Consider the following 18,720-nt stretch of genomic DNA (forward strand, 5'->3'; position numbering starts at 1 on the left):
TTCTCAAGCGGTTGCATCTCTGCCCCCCTCTGGGCTGTTACCTGCATTGCGCAGGTAGAGTGGCGCGAAGTGCTCATCCTGGCGCACATCAACTTCGCCATCCCGGGCGAGTTCCAATGCGGCCGAAAAGACACTCGCGGTAACAGACCGGGGCGGCAATTCCGGGTCCACGTCTGTCATGGTTGAGCGGATCTCGTCCAGCGAAGACCACTGTTCCAACTGTTGCCTGAGTGCGCGTAGCGTGGTCCGGGCCAATTCGAGCGGCAGGACAAGCTGTTGCTGGATCGTGTGAGGACGTTCCTGTTCCCGGCGGTCGCGAATGGTCCCGAAGGCTTGCGTCAGCTCGTATAGGGATGCCTTGAATTCGGTGTGCTTGACCACTTTCGGCTGTACCGGCGCGCCGCGCAGGAAAATGACATTGTTCAGGATCGGTCCGGCTTCGAGTTCTTCCACCGCTCCGCGCATGGCATCGAGACGTTTCAGACGGAAGGCCAGCCGCGCCGCCATTTCCTCTCCGGTAGGCTCGTCTTCCTCGGCCTTTTCCGGCTTGGGCAGCAACAGGCGGGATTTCATGAAGGCGAGCCAGGACGCCATCAGGAGATAGTCGGCCGCCAGATCGATGCGCTGGGTCTTCGCCTCTTCGATGAAGTCCAGATATTGTTCCGCCAGCGACAGGATCGACAGATGCAGCAGATCGACCTTCTGGCGTCGGGCAAGCTCCAGCAACAGGTGCAGCGGGCCTTCATAGCCTCCGACATCCACGGTGAACAGATCACCCGCTTCGGCCTCCTGCGCGTCCGCGGACAGCGCGTCGATCGAGATCATGTCTGCATTCATGCCGTACCCACCAATTGCGGAAAATAGGCCCGGAACGTGTCCCAGCCTTCGGCAATGTCGAAATCCTGTTGATGCGTTGACAAGGCCTCAGCGCGCTCACCGCGCGCCAGCGCCTTACCAGCCAATTCAGGCGCGGCCTCTGCCACTTCGCTCATTTCAGCCAGGATCGCGGCGGGATCGGACAGGAAGCCGGAACAGTGCAACAGCACGTCACACCCTGCGGCAATCGCCGCATGGCCTCGTTCGCCCAGGCTGCCGCCCAGTGCCTGCATCCCCAGATCATCCGTCATCAGCAATCCATCAAACCCGATTCGCTTGCGGATCACGTCCTGAATCATCACTTTTGACAGGGTTGCGGGGACATTGGCGTCAAATGCGTCATAGGAAATATGGGCTGTCATAGCCATGGGCGCATCGGCAAGGCGTGCAAAGGCGTCAAAGTCTTTTGCCAATTCATCGGCGCTGGCCGTCACGCGTGGCAACTCCATATGGCTATCCGCCATTGAGCGGCCATGACCTGGAATATGCTTGATCACGCCAGCCACGCCGCCTGCGGCAAGCCCCTTGAGCGCCGCGCCTGCAAGGGCTGCCACGGTCTCTGGGTCGGTCCCGAAGGCACGGTCGCCGATCACGTCATGGGCGCCGGGAACAGGCAAATCCACCACGGGCGCGCAATCAGCATGGATCGACATGGCTGCCAATTCTGCGGCGATCAGGCGATGACCGAGCCATGCGGCGGAAAGCCCTCGCTCCCGCTCCTTGGCGTAAATGTCCGCATAGTCCTGGCCGCGCGGGAACAGGGGCCATTCCGGCGCTTTCAGGCGGGCCACGCGGCCCCCCTCCTGGTCAATGAAGATCAGGCAGGGCCGTTTCATTGCATTCCAGATATCGTCGACCAGTTTGTGGACCTGTTTCCGCGACACGCAGGAGCGGCCCATCAGGATCACGCCCCAAGGCTGCTCGGCAGCAAACAGGGCCGCTTCCTCCTTCGTGAGCTCAGGCCCCGAAACGCTGAGGATGCATGCCTTCGCCACTACCCGGTCACCACGATGCAATTGTCTCCGCCGGCCTTCACCGCGTCACAGAATTCAGACGCATCTGCGCGTTCAGCAAAGCTGCCCACACGCAGGCGGTAGAACACGCCCTTGGCGCCAAGATCGGCGCGCTGGATGCGTTTTTGCCCGTTGCGATAGAGATCCGGCTTCGCGCTGTTCATCTTGGCCCAGGCGGTTTCGGCGGCATCCTGTGAGCGAAATGCGGCGAGTTGGACCTGATACACGCCATCGCTGGTAAAGGCGAATTGCGGCCCCGGTTCGGCGGGCGCTGGCAAACTCCGTGGCACCGGAGCCGGTACTGGGGCTTGGGCGACCGGATTGGTTGGCACAACCCGCAGGGTCTCTTCCTCATCTTCCGGCATCGTCTCGAGGTCTGCCAGTGCGCGCACCTGCGCGTCATCGGGCTCGGCCCCTTCCAGACCCGGACGCAGCTCTATGGGCGGCCCCCCTTGCAGCGCATCGCTCTCCAGGCTGCCGCGGTCAGCATAGTCTACGCCCTGCTCTTCCGACCGTTCGGAATCGTCCATCTGGTCATAAAAGCGCTTCTCCGTATCCGGGACGGCGACGCCTTCGCGATCTTCGGGCGCGCGCTTGTAGGGTTCCTTGTCGGCAATCACGCTCGGTATGCCCGCGCCATTGTCGCGTACGCCCTGCCGGTACGTGTTCCAGACGACGGCGCCAAACACCAGGAGAACTCCGACGGCGAGCGCGAGGATGAGCGGCCCACGGGTCGAATCGTCCTCACGAACGTCGAATCCGCGGTAATCGTCTTCAAACGGGGCATAATCCCGCCCGTTGTCCCGATGTCGCCCCATGGAATCATCCTCAGAATAGGTTCACAGAGTTAAGATTACGGCCCGTTTCGTTAACGACGCTTGAATATCCCTTAGGTTTCACAGCCCGCAAAGGCCGCAGAACGGGTTAACACTGGGAAAGTGGGCAGAGTGTGGCTAGCGCAGCACATCCGGGTGGAAGAGCCGGCGATGCTCCTCGATTGCGTAGGAATCGGTCATCCCGGCAATGTAGTCGCAAACTATGCGCGCCCGCCGTGGCTCACTGGCCTGGGACGCATCCTGCCGCCACGGAGATGGCAGCGTATCCGGCTCGGTCAGGAATATCTCGAACAGTTCGGCCAGCATCCGTTTGGCTTTGCTGCGCATCCGGTTCACCGTGTAATGCTTGTACATCCGCTCATACAGAAACGCTCTCAGGGCGCGCTGGCGGCTTTCGAGTTCCTCCGAAAACGCCACCAAGGGCACCTCCATCGCGCGCACGTCTGCCGCGCTCTGGGGCGCATACTGTTTCGCGCGCCGGGTGGTTTCCGCCGTCAGATCGTTCACCCACAGGCCGATCAGGCGCCTCACCGCTTCATAGGACACCATACGGTTGCTGAGATGCGGATATTCAAGCTTCACGGCCCGAAACTCGTCTCCGACGATCGGCAGGTCCATCAAATCGTCGATGGTGAACAGGCCCGCGGCGATGCCGTCATCAATATCGTGATTGTTATACGCGATATCGTCTGACAGGGCCGCCACCTGCGCCTCCGGCCCGGCGAACTGGTGCGGTTCAAGGTCCATGAAATTCGCATATTCGCGGAAGGCAGCCGGCAGCGACTCCAGCGGCGCATCCTGCGTGACCATCGGGCCATTGTGTTTGACCAGTCCTTCAAGCAGCTCCCAGGTCAGGTTCAGGCCTTCGAAGTTCGGGTAGCGGACTTCGAGCTTGGTGACGATGCGCAGCGTCTGGGCGTTGTGGTCAAATCCCTCATACTCCGCCATGCACGCATCCAGCTGGTCCTCTCCGGCATGGCCAAAGGGCGGATGGCCCATATCGTGGGCGAGGGCCAGCGCTTCGGCAAGGTCTTCATCCAGGCCGAGCGTCCGGGCGATGCTGCGGGCAATCTGGGCCACTTCGAGGGAATGCGTCAGGCGGGTGCGGAAATGATCCCCCTCATGTGCGACGAAAACCTGAGTTTTCTGCTTCAATCGCCGGAAGGCGGTCGAGTGGATGATCCGGTCGCGATCCCGCTGGAACGGCGTCCGGGTCGCCGATGGCGCCTCCGGGAAATACCGGCCCCGGCTATCTTCGTGCCGCGTGGCATACACTGATCTCTTTTCCATTGGCTCGGGAATCCCTATGTTGAGGTCATGAGCACGACAACTGCCCCCGATGTGACCCTTACAGCCTCGGCTGCCAAGCGGATTAATGCGATTCTGGCCAAACAGGACGGCGCGGAGTTTTTACGTGTGTCTGTCGATGGGGGCGGCTGTTCGGGCTTTTCCTACAAATTCGACTTTGACACGGCCATCAATGATGACGACCTCGTGGTGGAGCGCGATGGCGCAAAAGTGCTGATCGACGAAATGAGCCTGGAATTTCTGGCCGGGTCCGAGATCGACTTCAGCACGGAACTGATCGGCGCCGCCTTCAAGATCAGCAATCCGAACGCCACGGCGGCGTGCGGCTGCGGCACCAGTTTCTCGATTTAACTTGCGTCGCCCCACGGCAAGACCGCCAGGATGGGTTTACCCTAGCGAGGACATGCCATGCCGACCCCCAAGACCTTTCGCATAGACATCCCACAGAACAAGCTCGATGCCATCATGGCGCGGGTGAAGGCATATGACTGGTTTCCGGCCCCGGCCAATGAAGAGGGCTTTGCCTACGGCATGTCCACAAAGGTCATGAAGGATATTCAGCGCTACTGGATCGCGGGTTATGACTGGCGCAAGTCCGAGGAAATCCTGAACAGGTATCCCAGTTACAAGGTCGAAATCGACGGCCAGGTCATCCACTATGTCCATGTCGTCGGCGAAGCGGGCGGTCGCCGCCCCCTGCTCATCACACATGGCTGGCCCGGTTCCGTGTTTGAATTCTGGGACACCATCGGCCCGCTCGCCTTTCCCTCGAATCATGGCGGTAAGGCCGAAGACGCCTTTGACCTGATCATTCCCTCCCTGCCCGGCTATGGCTTCTCCGGGCGCCCGAAATCTCCCATCGGGCCACGCGCCACTGCGGCGCTCTGGGACAGGCTGATGCGCGACGTGCTGAAATACGAAACCTACCTCGCCCAGGGCGGCGACTGGGGCAGCATGGTGACCTCCTGGCTCGGCCTCAATCATGGCACGGTCGATGGCAAGGGCGGCTGCCGCGCGATCCATCTGAACATGGTCGGCTTCCGGCCGACCCCCGCCACGCCCCAGACAGAGGCCGAAGGCGAATGGCTGGCCGCATCGCAGGAGGCCATGCAGCGCGAAGGCGCCTATCTGATGGAACAGATGACCAAGCCCCAGACGCTGGCGATGGCGCTGATGGATTCCCCGGTCGGCACCGCCGCATGGATCCTCGAGAAATTCAATGGCTGGTCAGACCTGTCCGAGGGCGGACTATTGGATACCTACTCCAAGGACCAGCTGCTCACCAATGTGATGATCTATCTGGTCAATGATGCCATCGCCACCAGCGTCTGGTTCTACAATGGCTTTGCGCAGGAAGGCGGCAATGCCCTGCCGGAAGGTGTCCGGTGCGAGACGCCCACGGCGTTTGCGAACTTCCCCGGTGAGCCTGTCTACAAACCCGCTCCGCAGAGCTGGTTCGAACGGGCTTACAACCTCACCCGCTGGACGGATTTGCCGCGCGGCGGGCATTTCGCGGCGATGGAAGAGCCGGAGCTTTATGTCGAAGAGATCCGCGCCTGGGGCAACAGCGTGGCCGACCCCGAGGGCTAATGGCTGCCTGTCCGCAGGGGGATCCTAACGTGTCCAGGCGATGGCGCGTGACCAATCCGACCGCTGGGTGAAGCCGTCTATTCTGGCCCTGCTGCGGGGTTTTCGTCTTCTTCCGCAGCAAGGTCTGGTGGAATGCGGCAGTCTGGTCTGGCGACCTGCCGAGTTTCACCGCGCGGATGGGACGGGCCCCAATGCATGGGGGCACCTACTATCCTGTAATTTGACTATTCGTCCTCGTGCCCGTGGAGCCCCGCTCCTATCCGCAAGGACCGATCCCCGCACAAACCGGATGGCATTCGCCAGTCCGGCTATTTGCGCAGGTCTTTGGCCAGATTATCCAGCACGGCATTGGCGAATTTCGCTTCCTGCTCATCGAAGAAATCATGCGCCAGCGACACATATTCATCCAGGATGATGGCGTTCGACAGGTGTTGGTGCGCGATGAATTCAGCAGACCCCGCGCGCAGCAGGGCGCGCATGGTTGCGTCCAGCCGTGTCAGCTTCCATCCTTTTGCAAGCCGTCCAAGGATCGCCTTGTCGATGGCAGCCTGATGGTCAACGACTGCGTTCACGATGGATTTGAAAATGTCCGGGTCGGCTTCCTCGATCGGTTCCTCATTGGGGCCGATGCCGAGACGGTCTTCCATGAAGGCGCGGATGGTCGCGCGGGCCGACTTGCCAGTCTGCTCCATTTCATAAAGCGCCTGAACGGCTGCGAGGCGCGCTCCCGCCCGCCTCGCCCGTGTAACCTCGAAGGGAATGTTCTGGTCGCTCACCGAATGAGTTCCTTGCGGAATTTGATCATGGCCAGACAGGCCTCGGCGGCGTCCTTGCCCTTGTTGCCGCGCTTGCGGTCAGCGCGGGCGAGCGCCTGCTCTTCATTCTCGACGGTCAGGATGCCGTAGCCAATCGCCTGGCGACGCTGCACGATCAGATCCATCAGACCGCGGGCGCTTTCGCCACAGACATAGTCGTAATGGGTGGTTTCGCCCCGGATCACGCAGCCCAGCGCCACGGCGCCATCAAACCGGCCACTGTCGGCCGCCATGGCAATCAGGCCTGGCAGTTCGAACGCGCCCGGCACTTCCATGACCGTCACTTTCGCGCCAGCAGCTTCAAGAGCTTCCAGCGCGCCAGCTTCCAGCTCATCGGAGATGTGCTTGTAATATTTCGAAATGGCGACAAGAACGCGGTCTGCCATCAATTGTTCTCCTCATGAAGATTGCGCCACCCCTCTATCGTCAGGCCGTAGCCGTCAAGGCCTGCCAAGCGGGTGGGCTGCGTTCCAGACAGGTAGATCATGCGGCGCACCCCCAAATCCCGCAGGATTTGCGCGCCGACACCGTATTCGCGAATGGGCGCGGTCGGATCGGGGGCCACTGAGGGCTTCAGGCCCAGCCGCTCGGCAATGATGTTCGGCCGCATCGTGTTCACGAACACGACAACCCCCGGCTCTTCGGCGTCTGCAATCACGCGCATCGCGCGCTCAACCAGACCGTGTCTTGGGCCATTTTCTCCCAGCACGTCCGACAGGATGTCCATCCGGTGTACCCGCACCAGCGTTGTGCTGTCCGGCGTGATGTCCCCGTGAACGATCGCGATATGCTCGGAATTGTCGAGCGCATTGCGGAAACAGACCGTCCGGAACCCTTCCCCGTAACCGGAATCGAGAGGCGCTTCGACGCGGCGCTCCATGAACCGGTCATTCTTGCGGCGCCACGCAATCAGGTCCGCAATCGTGCCGATCTTCAGATTGTGCAGCTGGGCGAACGCGACCAGTTCCGGAAGACGGGACATGGTGCCGTCTTCATTCATGATCTCGCAGATCACACCGGCCGGATAGAGCCCCGCCATACGGGAAATATCGACCGCCGCCTCGGTATGGCCCGCCCGCACCAGCGTGCCGCCTTCGCGGGCAATCAGCGGGAAGACGTGTCCGGGGGAAACGATGTCCTCATGATCCTTGGTCGGGTCGATGGCGACGGCGATTGTCCGGGCACGGTCATGGGCCGAAATGCCCGTCGTGACGCCATCTTTCGCTTCGATGGAGACCGTGAAGGCCGTTCCCATGCTTTCCCGATTGTTCCGGGTCATCATGTCGAGATTCAGCGTATGCGCACGCTCCTGGCCCATCGCCAGGCAGATCAGGCCCCGGCCATGGCGTGCCATGAAGTTCACATGTTCCGGCGTGGCAAAATTGGCCGGAATGATCAGGTCGCCCTCATTCTCCCGGTCCTCTGCATCGACCAGGATATACATCCGGCCATTGCGGGCATCTTCGATGATCTCGTCAATCGAGGAGATTGCCTGATGGAATTCGCTGCTCATAATGCCTATTGCCCCTCTGGCGCATCGGCGCCGATCATCCGCGCCACGTAGCGTGCCAGCATGTCGATCTCAAGATTGACGCTGGAGCCGGGCTGCAACTGGTTGAGTGTGGTCACCTCCCAAGTGTGAGGAATGATCGCCAACTCGAAATCGCCATTCGGCAGGGCTTCTGCCACCGTCAGGGACACACCATTCACGGCCGCAGAACCCTTGGTGGCGAAGTAGCGCGCAATGCCTTCCGGCGGACGGATGGTCAGACGCCAGCTCTCGCCTTCAGGCGCGACCGAGACGACCTGCCCGACCCCATCGACATGGCCAAAGACGAAATGGCCGCCCAATTCGTCGCCGAGCTTCAGGCTCTGTTCCAGATTGATGTGAGATCCGACCGTCCAGTCGCCCAGAATGGTCTTGGACAGGGTTTCCGGCACAGCTTCGGTCGCAAACCACGCGCCGCGCTCGCCCTGCCCCATGTCCACGACCGTCAGGCACACGCCCGAATGCATGATGGACGCACCCATGGCGATATCTTCCAGTTTGTAGCGGCTTTCGACCTCGAACCGGCGAAGCCCATTGCGGTCCTCCACGGATCGGATGGTCCCGACATCGGTGACGAGGCCTGTAAACATTTCTCTGCCCTCAGTTTCTTATTCAGACCCGTACATAGGTGTCCAGAACGTCAACCCCAATCCGTTCCGTCGCGATAGCGCGCCAACGTGACGCCTCCTTGAGATCAGACAGGCCCAGCGCCCCTAAGGCAGGCAGGCCGTCTCCGCCGATCAGGATAGGCGCCCGGAACCAGGCAATCTCATGCACCAGGCCCTCGCGGATGAAGCTGGCGGTCAGCGTCCCGCCGCCCTCGATCAGGAGGGAGGAAATGCCTTCGATCTCCGCCCTGTGAAGCAGGTCATTCACGTCCACGCGAATGCCCTTGCCACAGCGCCAGATCTCGACCCCGCTTGCCGCAAGAATATCCTGCGGCTGGCCATTCGTGGCCACAACCACGCGGCCGGATGAAACAGATTGAACGAGACGGGAACTGCGCGGTGTGCGGCCGTGAGAATCTGCCACAATGCGCACGGGCTGGGTTTTCGGCAGCGGCACGGTGCGGGCGGTCAGCAAGGGGTCATCGGCCAGGACGGTGCCAATTCCCACCAGCACCGCATCATGCGCGGCCCGCAACTCATGCGCCCTGGCCCGGGACTCGCTGCACGTGATCCACTGGCTCGTCCCATCAGACAGAGCAATGCGGGCATCCAGCGATGTGGCAATTTTCAGGGTGACCTTGACCCCGCTCATCCGGCGTCGCCTTCATCTTCCAGCGACGTCTGCTCGATGAATTGGGCGAAATCGTTCGGGTCGCGGAAATCCTTGTAGACGCTGGCAAAGCGCACATAGCCGACCGGATCGACCTGACGCAGCGCTTCCATGGCGAACTCACCGACATCATTGGAGCTGACTTCCGTCTCGCCCCCACTTTCCAGCTTCCGGGCAATGCCGGACACCATCTGGTCGATCTGTTCGCGGTCCACCGGGCGTTTGCGCAGGGCGATGGTGATAGACCGGGTCAGCCGGTCCCGGTCGAAGGGCACCCGTTTGCCGTCACGCTTGACCACGGTTATCTCCCGCAACTGGACCCGTTCAAACGTCGTGAACCGGGCGCCACACGCCTCGCACACCCGCCGACGGCGCACAGCCGTGTTGTCTTCAGCCGACCGGCTGTCCTTCACCGATGTGTTCTCGGAACCGCAGAACGGGCAACGCAAGGTCTATCAGGCCCCCAATCCATTATAGATCGGGAATTGCGCGGTCAGGGCTTTCACCTCTGCGCGCACCTTGTCCTCGGCGGATGTGCTTTCGCCGGACGCGACCGCATCGACGATCTCGCCTATCCAGTTGCCGATCTGCGTGAATTCCTCTTCGCCAAACCCGCGGGTTGTGCCGGCTGGTGAGCCCACCCGGATACCGCTGGTGATGGTCGGTTTCTGGGGATCGAACGGTACGCCATTCTTGTTGCAGGTGATGAAGGCCCGCTCCAGCGCATGTTCGGCGTCGCGGCCTGTCACATTTTTCGGACGCAGATCAATCAAGGCCACATGCGTGTCGGTGCCGCCCGACACCACGTCCAGGCCGCTCGCCTTGCAGGCTTCTGACATGGCTTGGGCATTGGCGACGACTTGGGCCGCATAGGTTTTGAAGTCCGGGCGCAAGGCTTCTCCGAAAGCCACAGCTTTCGCCGCGATGACATGCATCAGGGGCCCGCCCTGAATGCCGGGGAAGATCGCCGAATTGATCTTCTTCGCCAGCGCTTCGTCATTGGTCAGGATCATCCCGCCGCGCGGGCCGCGCAGCGTCTTGTGCGTCGTCGTTGTGGCGATGTGGGCATGATCCAGCGGGTTCGGATGCGCGCCGCCGGCAACGAGACCCGCAAAATGGGCCATATCTACGAGGAATAGTGCGCCAACCTCGTCCGCGATTTCACGGAAGCGCTTGAAGTCGATCTGACGCGGATAGGCTGAGCCGCCCGCAATGATCAGCTGCGGACGGTGCGCCTTCGCCAGGCGCTCCACTTCGACAAAATCGATCCGGTCGTCTTCGCGGCTGACCCCGTATTGAACGGCATTGAACCATTTGCCCGACTGATTGGGCCGCGCGCCATGAGTCAAATGACCCCCGGCGTCGAGGCTCATGCCGAGAATTGTGTCTCCGGGCTTCAGGACCGCGTTGAATACGCCCTGATTGGCCTGGCTGCCGGAATTCGGCTGAACATTCGCAAACCCGCAATTGAACAGCTTTTTCGCCCGCGCGATGGCCAGTTCTTCGGCAATGTCAACAAACTCACAGCCGCCATAATAGCGTTTGCCCGGATAACCCTCGGCGTACTTGTTCGTCAGGACCGTTCCCTGGGCTTCCAGTACGGCTTGGGAGACAATGTTTTCCGAAGCAATCAGCTCGATTTGCTGCTGTTGGCGCGTGCGTTCCTTGCGGATCGCGTCGAACACTTCCGGATCGCGTTCTTCCAAAGTCTGGCTGAAGAAATCCGTGGTGTCGAACCGGGCGGGCTGGGCTGTGTCTGCCATTGTGCGAATCTCCTGCTGGGTCTCGCGCTGTTTACGCTCAGGCGGGTCAAGTCGCAACCATCGGTGCGCGCTCTGGCCACAATATCGCACTTTGCCTGCGCATATTCAGGGATTGTGTTCGGAATGTCGTGCAAATACTTGAAGAACTGTGGTATTTAGAAGTTAAGGTGGGGCCTGAATGTGCGGCTGAAGTTCCAAATACCTGACAGAGTCTTGATGAGCCATGAGTGAATACGAGACATCTGACCTGCTCGACATGACGGCCGAGATTGTCTCGTCCTATGTGTCGAACAACCAGGTCGAGGCGGATGCGCTGCCACAACTCATCCGCAACATCTTCGAGACGGTCTCGGGATTGGCGGATGCCGTGGAGCCTGTTGTCGAGACACAGGATCCGGCCGTGCCGATCTCGAAATCCATCCTGCCGGATTATCTCGTCTGCCTGGAAGACGGCCGCAAGCTCAAGATGCTCAAACGGTATCTGCGCTCGAAATTCGACATGACCCCCGAAGAGTATCGCGCCAAATGGGGCTTGCCGGCAGACTATCCAATGGTCGCGCCTAACTATGCAAAGCTGCGCTCAAAGCACGCCAAGCAGATCGGGCTCGGCAAGAAGGCTGCGCCCAGGCCGAAGAAAACCAAATAGGCGCGAAAGCGCGTCAAGCCGCCTTGTCGAGGCCCAGCTGTTTCCAGACCGCAAGAATTGCAGCCACCAGCTCATCCATCATCACTTCGTCATGCACCGGGCTCGGCGTGAAGCGCAGGCGTTCGGTGCCCTTCGGCACGGTCGGATAGTTGATCGGCTGAACATAGATGCCGAAATCGAACAGCAGTGTATCGGACAGCGCCTTGCAGCGTTCCGGATCGCCCACGAGCAGTGGCACGATATGCGTGTCCGTCTTGATCATTGGCAAACCGGCATCGCGGAATTTCTGCTTCAGCAGCGCCGCATTGGCCTGATGCGTGCGGCGCAAGTCGCGGCCGGCATCGCTGCGCAGCTTCTGGATGCTGGCAAGGGCGCCTGCGGCCATGACCGGACAGGTCGACGTCGTGAAGATGAAGCCGGAAGCCATTGAGCGGATGGCATCGACCACGGTCTCATGGCTGGCAATGTAGCCACCCATGACACCATAAGCCTTGCCAAGCGTGCCCTCGATGATGTCGATCCGATCGGCCAGACCCCACATCTCCGCGACGCCGGCGCCGTTCTCGCCATACATGCCGACGGCATGTACTTCGTCGAGATAGGTCAGCGCGTCGAACTCATCGGCAAGGTCACAAATCTCTTCCATCCGGCCGAAATCGCCATCCATGGAATAGACACTCTCGAACGCGATCAGCTTCGGACGCTCGGGATCGTCATTCTCCATCAGCGCCCGGAGGTGATCCACATCATTGTGCCGGAAGATGCGGCGGTCCGCGCCGGAGCGACGAATGCCTTCGATCATCGAGGCGTGGTTCAGCGAGTCGGAATAGATGATCAGGTCAGGCAGAATCTTGCCCAGGGTCGACAGCGTGGCCTCGTTCGAAACGTATCCGGACGTGAACAGCAGCGCGGCTTCCTTGCCATGCAGGTCGGCCAGTTCGCGCTCAAGATCGACATGGTACCGGGTCGTGCCGGAAATGTTGCGCGTGCCGCCGGAACCTGCGCCGAAGCTGTCGATGGCTTCGTGCATGGAATTGATGACATCCTCATCCTGACCCATGCCGAGATAGTCATTGGAGCACCAGATGGTGACTTCGCGCTCGCCATCCTCGAACCGCGCCGTCGCCTTCGGGAACCTGCCCTTGTGACGGTGCAAGTCCACGAATACGCGGTAGCGGCCTTCGCCGTGAATGGAGTTGAGCGCGTCCTCGAAGGCCTTCAGATGCTTCATCTGCTTAGTTCCCGATCTTTCCCGAGCCTACATAGTGCCCAAAGCGACGATTGATAATGGCTCCATACGTCGCGGACAGCTTTTGTCGCATACGGGAATTCCCCTAGGCGTCATATCCCGGCATCTGCCGATCCAGCTTGCGGATCAGCGCAGGCCAGATCAGCTTTTCCGTGATCATGTTCATTCCGGAGCTCTGCTCGGTCAATCCGCCCTGGCCGGCAACCTTTTCCTGCAGATCGGATTCGCATTCCAGCACACCGTCACGGCCCGCCGAGAGCGCCATGATCTGCATGTTGCAGGCCCGCTCCAGGAAGAACATTCGCGTGAAGGCGGCGGCGGCGGTTTCGCCGATGGTCAGCGTGCCGTGATTGCGCAGCAGCATGGAGTGCTTCTTCGGGCCGAGGTCGGCCACCAGGCGCTCCCGCTCGTCCAGATCGAGCGCGATGCCTTCATAATCATGATAGGCAATATCCTCCCGCACGATCATGGCCGTCTGGCTCAGCGGCATCAGGCCTTCCTTCTGCGCGGAAACCGCAACGCCCTGATCGGTGTGGACATGGATCACGACCTGGGCATCATCGCGCGCATCATGGATCGCCGAGTGAATGGTAAAGCCCGCCGGATTGATGAAATTCTCGGTCTCCTGGACAATGTTGCCTTCCAGATCGACTTTCACGAGCGAGGAGGCGGTAATTTCCTCGAAGAAATAGCCATAGGGATTGATCAGGAAGTGATGATCCGGGCCGGGCACGCGGTGGGAGATGTGCGTGAAGATCATGTCGTCCCAACCATGCAGGGCGATCAGACGGTAAAGCGCCGCAAGGTCCACGCGGGCCTGCCACTCCTCTGCTGAAACGGAGGAACGGATGTCTATTTTCTGCGCGCCATCGGCCATGTTCGAAACTCCCTGATATGTTTTGACGTAAACTAGCGGAAAACCTGCTGGCAGGCCAGAAAAAGCTGACACTTGCGTCATCTTGCAGAACCGGGCCTGGCGGCTGCACGCGGCGGCATCCCAGAAAGCGCCTTGACGCTCCGGCCCTTCGCAAAGCAGATGGGCCACCATGAGTGGTTTACGCCTGCATTTTTACGCCTCGAAGCGCCCTGAAGCCCAGGAGGCCCTGTCCGTACTGACCAAGAAGTACGGTCAGTGCTCCGAGGACGATGCCGACGTCATCGTGGCGCTTGGCGGCGACGGCGCCATGCTGGATTCGCTGCGCCGTCAGTTCGAGGGCGGCAAGCCGGTCTATGGCATGAACCGCGGTACGGTCGGCTTCCTGATGAACGAATTCGGCATCGACGACCTGCCGGACCGGATCAATGCTGCCGAACGCGCCGTCATCTCCCCGCTGCGCATGACAGCGCGGGATGTGCACGAGCATGAGCACCGTGCCCTCGCCATCAATGAAGTCTCCATGTTCCGCCAGACTGCCCAGACCTCGCGGTTCCGGATCACGGTCGATGGAAAGACCCGCATGGAAGAGCTGGCCTGTGACGGCTTGATGGTCGCGACACCTGCCGGCTCGACGGCCTACAATCTGTCAGCCCACGGCCCCATCCTGCCGATTGGCGCCGGCCTGCTCGCGCTCACCCCGGTCAGCGCCTTCCGGCCGCGCCGCTGGAAAGGCGCCCTGCTCCGCCGCAACGCGCATGTCCGCATCGATGTGATCGCCCCGATCCTGCGCCCTGTTGCAGCGGCAGCAGACAATCAGGAAGTCCGCGACATAGTTAGCGTGGATGTTCAGGAAGACCGCCGCCGGTTAACCATGCTGTTTGATCCCGGCCACGCTCTGGATGAGCGCATCCTGCGGGAACAGTTCGGTTTCTGATGTGATTTCAAAGTTCTTGGATCAGGAAAGCGTTAAGGCTTGAACGGTAGGGTTTCCCGGAAATACAGGGATTCGCCATGTTCAAGGCACTGATTCACAAGCTCAAACCCGCTTCAGGTTCGAAGTCTGACCAGCCTGCCGCCTCGGTCACGCCCGACATCAGCCGCGTCATCAAGATGCCGCCGGCGCCTGTCGCCGCAGAGGATCAGGTGGACGCGCCGGATGTCGGACACGACCCGGATGAATTGGGGGATCGCGCCGAAGCGGCTGTGGAAGATTTGTCGTCCCGGTTCGATGCATGGATGGAGGCAGACCTCGATCGCCTGAAAGCCGCGTGGGCCACCGCAAAGATCGAAGGCGCCAGCCAGACTGACTACAAACTGCTTGAAACCTGCGCCCATAACATTCGCGGGGTCGCCACCTCCTACGGCTATCCCGCCGTATCACGTCTGTGCGGATCGCTCTGCATGCTGCTGGCGGAAACGGAGCCGGGCCAGAATGGCGCGCTCATCAATCTCCATGTTGAAGCCTGCATGGCCGCCTATGGGTCGATTGGCCGGGGCGATGCCGCTCAGTCGGTCGCCGATGCCGTGTGTGATGCGCTTGAAGAACGTGTCGCCGTGAAAACATCGAAGACCTGATCAGGCTGCCGCCTGCGGCGACTCTTCTGCTTCCCCCAGAAACCCTCGGATGAGTCCTGCCGTTTCGCTCGCCCGCGTCACCAGGAAGAGATGCCCCCCGCCCTCAATCACATGAAGGCGCGCATCCGGCAGCGCCACACGCAGAATATGGCCGTTCGCCACGGGCACGATCGTGTCCTGATCGCCCATCAGAACCAGAGTGGGCATGCTCAGGAGACGAATGAAGGGCAAGCTCGACCAGCCGAGGAAGGCCAGCAATTGGTAGACATAGCCTTTCGGGTCGGGCGGCAGGAGATTGTCGATATGATTGCCGGCCTCTCCGTCGACCGCTTCGCCATAGAGCGACTCGAAGCTCTTCCGCATGAAGTCCGGATCTGAATAGCGCCGTGTATCCGCCATCTTTGACAGCGCTCTCGGATGGCCGGGGATCATGGTCATGCCCGCTGTGGTCGCACACAGGATAAGCTTTCCCACACGGCGCCGATACTGGAAGGCGAATTGCTGCGCCATGGCCCCGCCCCATGAAACGCCCATCACATCCACGTCTTCGATGCCCTGCAAATCCAGCAGCTTGCGCGTCCAGCGGGCCAGCATCCAGGGCCGGTACGGCCAGCTGGTGACGGGGCTGAGGCCCACACCGGGAACATCGAAGGTGATGATCTCCCTGTCGGGGAACATATCGCCAAGGCCCAGCGTCAGTTCGAGGTTCGCGCCGATGCCATTGAAGAACAGCAAGGGGCGTTGCCCGGAATTGCCCGGCGCCATCCACCGCGCTGTGCGCAGCTGGATGCCGTCCACATCATGGGTCGCAATCGTGGGCAGGCGTTTGGGCGACGTCATGATGGCTCCAGTCAATTATGCACCCTAGTCATCGAACACGTAACGACCGGGTGCCTCATAGAGAGCCGGGAATGTCTCGTTCCCGCAAGTCCGGGGCGCAGCTTTGAGTGTGCCGGAACGATCCTTCAGCCATTGCCCCCAGACGGGCCACCAGCTGCCGACTTCCTCCTTGGCCTGGGCTGCCCATGTGTCAGCATCTGCTGGAATGTCGGAATTCCGAAACATCTTAGCTTTCGGATTGCCGGGCGGGTTCAGCAGCGACTGGATATGCCCGCTGGAAGACAGGACAAATTCGACTTTCTCTGATCCAAGGAGCTGCGTTGTCCGGTAACAGGCTTTCCACGGCGTGATGTGGTCCGTCAGCCCGCCAACGACGAAAGCGTCGGCCGTGACCTTGGAGAGATCGACTGCGTGGCCCGCGACCTCGAACTCACCCGGATGGCTGAAGGGCTGGTTCAGGCCCATGTCGAGATAGTCCGAATGCAGCTGGGCCGGCAGATTCGTGGAATCATTGTTCCAGAACAGGATATCGAAAGGCGGCGGATCCTCGCCCATCAGGTAATTGTTCACGACATAATTCCAGACAAGATCGTTGGGACGCATCCAGGCAAACATGCGCGCAAGATCATCCCCTTTCAGCACGCCCTTGCGTTTTGAATACTTGCGCGCAACTTCAAGACTCTGGTCAGACACGATCTGTCCGAGCTCGCTGTCCTCCCGCTGGGGATTGAGCACACAGACCATGAAGGTCAGGGAATTGATCCGGTCGTCGCCTGCCGCCGCAAACAGGCTGGCCAGCGTTGCGGCCGTGATACCGCCCGAACAGGCGCCGGCGATATTCACCTTCTTCGAGCGGGAGACATTGCGGATCACTTCGCTCGCCTGGATCAGGCTGTCGACATAGGCGCTCATGCCCCAATGCGCGTGCTCCTTCTGCGGGTTGCGCCAGGAGACGACAAAGGTCTGCATCTGCTGCGCCATCAGGAACTGAACCATCGAAATGGCGGGCGACAAATCCATCGCATAGAATTTGTTGATCTGGGGCGGGACGATCAGGATCGGCGTGCGGTGTACCTTGTCGGTGGTCGGCTCATACTGGATCAGCTCCAGCATCTCGTTCTTCCAGATTACTTTGCCACGCGACGTCGCGAGATTCTTTCCCACTTGAAAAGGCCGCTTGTCGACCTGACTCGGCAAGCCGCCATTCTTCGTAATATCCGTGTACGCATTCTTCAGCCCCTTCAACAGGGACATGCCACCGGATTCCATCACCTTCTTGCTGGCAGCCGGATTGCCGAGCAGCGTATTGGTTGGCGCCATTGCATCCGTGATCATGCTGGTCAGGAATTTCGCGCGCGCATGTTCCAGTTCAGTCATGCTGAGATTGGCCACCCAATCATTCAGATGTTCCTGCGTGGACAAATAGGCTTGCATGCCGCGCTTGTAGAAAGGGTTTTCAGACCAGGCTGAATCCTTGAAGCGCCGATCACGTGGATCGGCGGCGCGGTCGGACTGGCCCATCATGATCTTTGCGCTGTCAGATGCGATGCGGCTTGCCGCCTTCGCTGTTATGGCGGGGTTCTTCATGGTCGAGCGCAACATCATTGCGACGGCGCCAATCCTCTCCTGTGGGTCTGACCCCGACAGGAAGGGGTTCATGGTCTTCATCGCCTTCGCGGCCTCGCCCGCAAGGCCGTTCTTCGAGCGTCTCATTGCCCTCTCCCCTCGATTGTCCGGTCATGCCTGCCACGGGCAGATGCCGGCTCTTTTTTATTGGGCCTCTTTCGCATTCGGAAAAAGGATACATCAAAATTTCAAATAAAATTCGTTCCATAGTGAGAATTGCGTGTCAAATACCGTATCAGGCCATGAAAACACGCGACCGCATACTTCACGTCAGCCTGCTTCTCTTCAATGAAGAAGGAGAAGCCCCGCAGACGGCTGTCGATATTTCCAATGCCCTCGATATCAGTCCCGGCAATCTCTACTACCATTTCAAGGGCAAGGACGCGATCATCCACGCCCTGTTCGACCGGTTCGAAGATGAGATGCGTATCATCCTGAGGGGCTCACGTGGGCGCGTTGCCAGTCTCGAAGACAGCTGGGTCTATCTCTACATCCTGCTCGAGGAAATCTATGATTTCCGCTTCTTCTATCGCGACCTCGGTCTGCTGCTTGATCGGTATCCTGACCTTGCCTCCCGGTTCAGATCCCTCCTGGCCCAGATGCGAACTGCGCTGGTGGACATGTTCGATGAGCTGACCGCAGGATCGGTCCTGCGGCTTGATCCTCGCTTGCGGGAGGTCCTGACTGACCAGGTCATGACGACGCTGACCTTCTGGCTGGCCGAAGACCATTTGAATGCGGACTGCCATGACGGGCCCACCCTGATCCACAAGACGGTGCTTCAGGTCATGTGCCTGCTGCCGCCCTATATGGGCGACCAGGGCGTCGAGACCCTGACCGACCTGTTCGAGCACTACGATACCGTCGTCGCATAAGGAA

Annotated in this window: 21 protein-coding genes; 6 read left to right on the top strand and 15 right to left on the bottom strand. The window is 60.4% G+C overall.

Annotation, left to right across the window (positions count from 1 at the left end; all coding sequences use genetic code 11):
* Positions 1-3 precede the first annotated feature (3 nt).
* From V7660_RS05750 to V7660_RS05765, 4 genes are all read right to left on the bottom strand, one after another.
* Positions 4-837 carry a segregation and condensation protein A gene (locus V7660_RS05750; RefSeq protein ID WP_335602170.1) on the bottom strand — a complete coding sequence of 278 codons (834 nt, stop codon included), beginning with the start codon at positions 835-837 and terminating at the stop codon, positions 4-6.
* A complete protein-coding gene (gene nagZ, locus V7660_RS05755) occupies positions 834-1,871 on the bottom strand; it encodes a beta-N-acetylhexosaminidase (protein ID WP_335602171.1) in 1,038 nt (345 codons plus the stop codon). The genes V7660_RS05750 and nagZ overlap by 4 nt, the downstream gene beginning before the upstream one ends.
* The gene (locus V7660_RS05760; protein WP_335602172.1) at positions 1,871-2,707 is read right to left on the bottom strand and encodes an SPOR domain-containing protein; all 837 of its coding nucleotides are present in this window, start codon (positions 2,705-2,707) and stop codon (positions 1,871-1,873) included. The genes nagZ and V7660_RS05760 overlap by 1 nt, the downstream gene beginning before the upstream one ends.
* Positions 2,708-2,842: 135 nt before the next feature.
* Positions 2,843-4,015: a deoxyguanosinetriphosphate triphosphohydrolase gene (locus V7660_RS05765; protein WP_335602173.1), complete on the bottom strand. Its 1,173-nt coding sequence runs from the start codon at positions 4,013-4,015 to the stop codon at positions 2,843-2,845.
* A 27-nt stretch (positions 4,016-4,042) separates the two neighbouring features.
* On the opposite strand from V7660_RS05765, the gene erpA reads away from it, so the two are divergent.
* Both erpA and V7660_RS05775 read left to right on the top strand, forming a co-directional pair.
* Entirely contained in the window at positions 4,043-4,384 is a 342-nt protein-coding gene (gene erpA, locus V7660_RS05770; protein ID WP_335602174.1) for an iron-sulfur cluster insertion protein ErpA, read from the top strand.
* Positions 4,385-4,441: 57 nt separating this feature from the next.
* Positions 4,442-5,623 (top strand): epoxide hydrolase family protein, encoded by a 1,182-nt coding sequence (locus tag V7660_RS05775; protein WP_335602175.1) that lies wholly within the window; start codon positions 4,442-4,444, stop codon positions 5,621-5,623.
* A 308-nt stretch (positions 5,624-5,931) separates the two neighbouring features.
* On the opposite strand, the gene nusB is transcribed toward V7660_RS05775, so the two are convergent.
* From nusB to glyA, 7 genes are read right to left on the bottom strand one after another with little or no spacing between them, the layout of a single operon-like run.
* Positions 5,932-6,399 carry a transcription antitermination factor NusB gene (gene nusB / locus V7660_RS05780; RefSeq protein WP_335602176.1) on the bottom strand — a complete coding sequence of 156 codons (468 nt, stop codon included), beginning with the start codon at positions 6,397-6,399 and terminating at the stop codon, positions 5,932-5,934.
* A complete protein-coding gene (gene ribH / locus V7660_RS05785; protein WP_335602177.1) occupies positions 6,396-6,824 on the bottom strand; it encodes a 6,7-dimethyl-8-ribityllumazine synthase in 429 nt (142 codons plus the stop codon). The genes nusB and ribH overlap by 4 nt, the downstream gene beginning before the upstream one ends.
* Positions 6,824-7,951 carry a 3,4-dihydroxy-2-butanone-4-phosphate synthase gene (gene ribB / locus V7660_RS05790; protein WP_206990410.1) on the bottom strand — a complete coding sequence of 376 codons (1,128 nt, stop codon included), beginning with the start codon at positions 7,949-7,951 and terminating at the stop codon, positions 6,824-6,826. Before ribB ends, ribH begins: the two co-directional genes overlap by 1 nt.
* A 5-nt stretch (positions 7,952-7,956) precedes the next feature.
* Positions 7,957-8,577, bottom strand: coding sequence for a riboflavin synthase (locus V7660_RS05795; protein ID WP_335602178.1), 621 nt, complete (start codon positions 8,575-8,577; stop codon positions 7,957-7,959).
* Between the two features lie 22 nt (positions 8,578-8,599).
* Positions 8,600-9,247, bottom strand: coding sequence for a RibD family protein (locus V7660_RS05800; RefSeq protein ID WP_335602179.1), 648 nt, complete (start codon positions 9,245-9,247; stop codon positions 8,600-8,602).
* Positions 9,244-9,714: a transcriptional regulator NrdR gene (gene nrdR, locus V7660_RS05805; RefSeq protein ID WP_335602180.1), complete on the bottom strand. Its 471-nt coding sequence runs from the start codon at positions 9,712-9,714 to the stop codon at positions 9,244-9,246. The genes V7660_RS05800 and nrdR overlap by 4 nt, the downstream gene beginning before the upstream one ends.
* A 6-nt stretch (positions 9,715-9,720) precedes the next feature.
* Positions 9,721-11,028, bottom strand: coding sequence for a serine hydroxymethyltransferase (gene glyA / locus V7660_RS05810; RefSeq protein ID WP_335602181.1), 1,308 nt, complete (start codon positions 11,026-11,028; stop codon positions 9,721-9,723).
* Between the two features lie 223 nt (positions 11,029-11,251).
* Between glyA and V7660_RS05815 the strand changes: the two genes are divergently transcribed.
* Positions 11,252-11,674, top strand: a complete 423-nt coding sequence (locus V7660_RS05815; protein ID WP_335602182.1) for a MucR family transcriptional regulator — start codon at positions 11,252-11,254, stop codon at positions 11,672-11,674.
* A gap of 13 nt (positions 11,675-11,687) precedes the next feature.
* Here the strand turns inward: V7660_RS05815 and hemA are convergent, their stop codons facing one another.
* Both hemA and V7660_RS05825 read right to left on the bottom strand, forming a co-directional pair.
* Positions 11,688-12,905, bottom strand: a complete 1,218-nt coding sequence (gene hemA / locus V7660_RS05820) for a 5-aminolevulinate synthase (RefSeq protein ID WP_335602183.1) — start codon at positions 12,903-12,905, stop codon at positions 11,688-11,690.
* A gap of 103 nt (positions 12,906-13,008) precedes the next feature.
* Positions 13,009-13,800: a class II aldolase/adducin family protein gene (locus V7660_RS05825; protein WP_335602184.1), complete on the bottom strand. Its 792-nt coding sequence runs from the start codon at positions 13,798-13,800 to the stop codon at positions 13,009-13,011.
* Between the two features lie 169 nt (positions 13,801-13,969).
* On the opposite strand from V7660_RS05825, the gene V7660_RS05830 reads away from it, so the two are divergent.
* Both V7660_RS05830 and V7660_RS05835 read left to right on the top strand, forming a co-directional pair.
* Positions 13,970-14,734 (top strand): NAD kinase, encoded by a 765-nt coding sequence (locus V7660_RS05830; RefSeq protein WP_335602185.1) that lies wholly within the window; start codon positions 13,970-13,972, stop codon positions 14,732-14,734.
* A gap of 77 nt (positions 14,735-14,811) precedes the next feature.
* Positions 14,812-15,375 carry an Hpt domain-containing protein gene (locus V7660_RS05835; RefSeq protein ID WP_335602186.1) on the top strand — a complete coding sequence of 188 codons (564 nt, stop codon included), beginning with the start codon at positions 14,812-14,814 and terminating at the stop codon, positions 15,373-15,375.
* Here V7660_RS05835 and V7660_RS05840 read toward each other — a convergent pair whose 3' ends face one another.
* Both V7660_RS05840 and V7660_RS05845 read right to left on the bottom strand, forming a co-directional pair.
* Complete coding sequence (locus V7660_RS05840) at positions 15,376-16,215, bottom strand: alpha/beta fold hydrolase (protein ID WP_335602187.1); 840 nt, start codon at positions 16,213-16,215, stop codon at positions 15,376-15,378.
* Positions 16,216-16,239: 24 nt separating this feature from the next.
* Entirely contained in the window at positions 16,240-17,928 is a 1,689-nt protein-coding gene (locus V7660_RS05845; RefSeq protein ID WP_335602188.1) for an alpha/beta fold hydrolase, read from the bottom strand.
* A 155-nt stretch (positions 17,929-18,083) separates the two neighbouring features.
* Here V7660_RS05845 and V7660_RS05850 point away from each other — a divergent pair, with 155 nt between their 5' ends.
* On the top strand, positions 18,084-18,716 hold the full coding sequence (locus tag V7660_RS05850; protein WP_335602189.1) for a TetR/AcrR family transcriptional regulator: 633 nt from the start codon (positions 18,084-18,086) through the stop codon (positions 18,714-18,716).
* Positions 18,717-18,720: the final 4 nt, after the last annotated feature.

The organism is Hyphomonas sp., assembly GCF_036964145.1.
GTDB lineage: Bacteria > Pseudomonadota > Alphaproteobacteria > Caulobacterales > Hyphomonadaceae > Hyphomonas.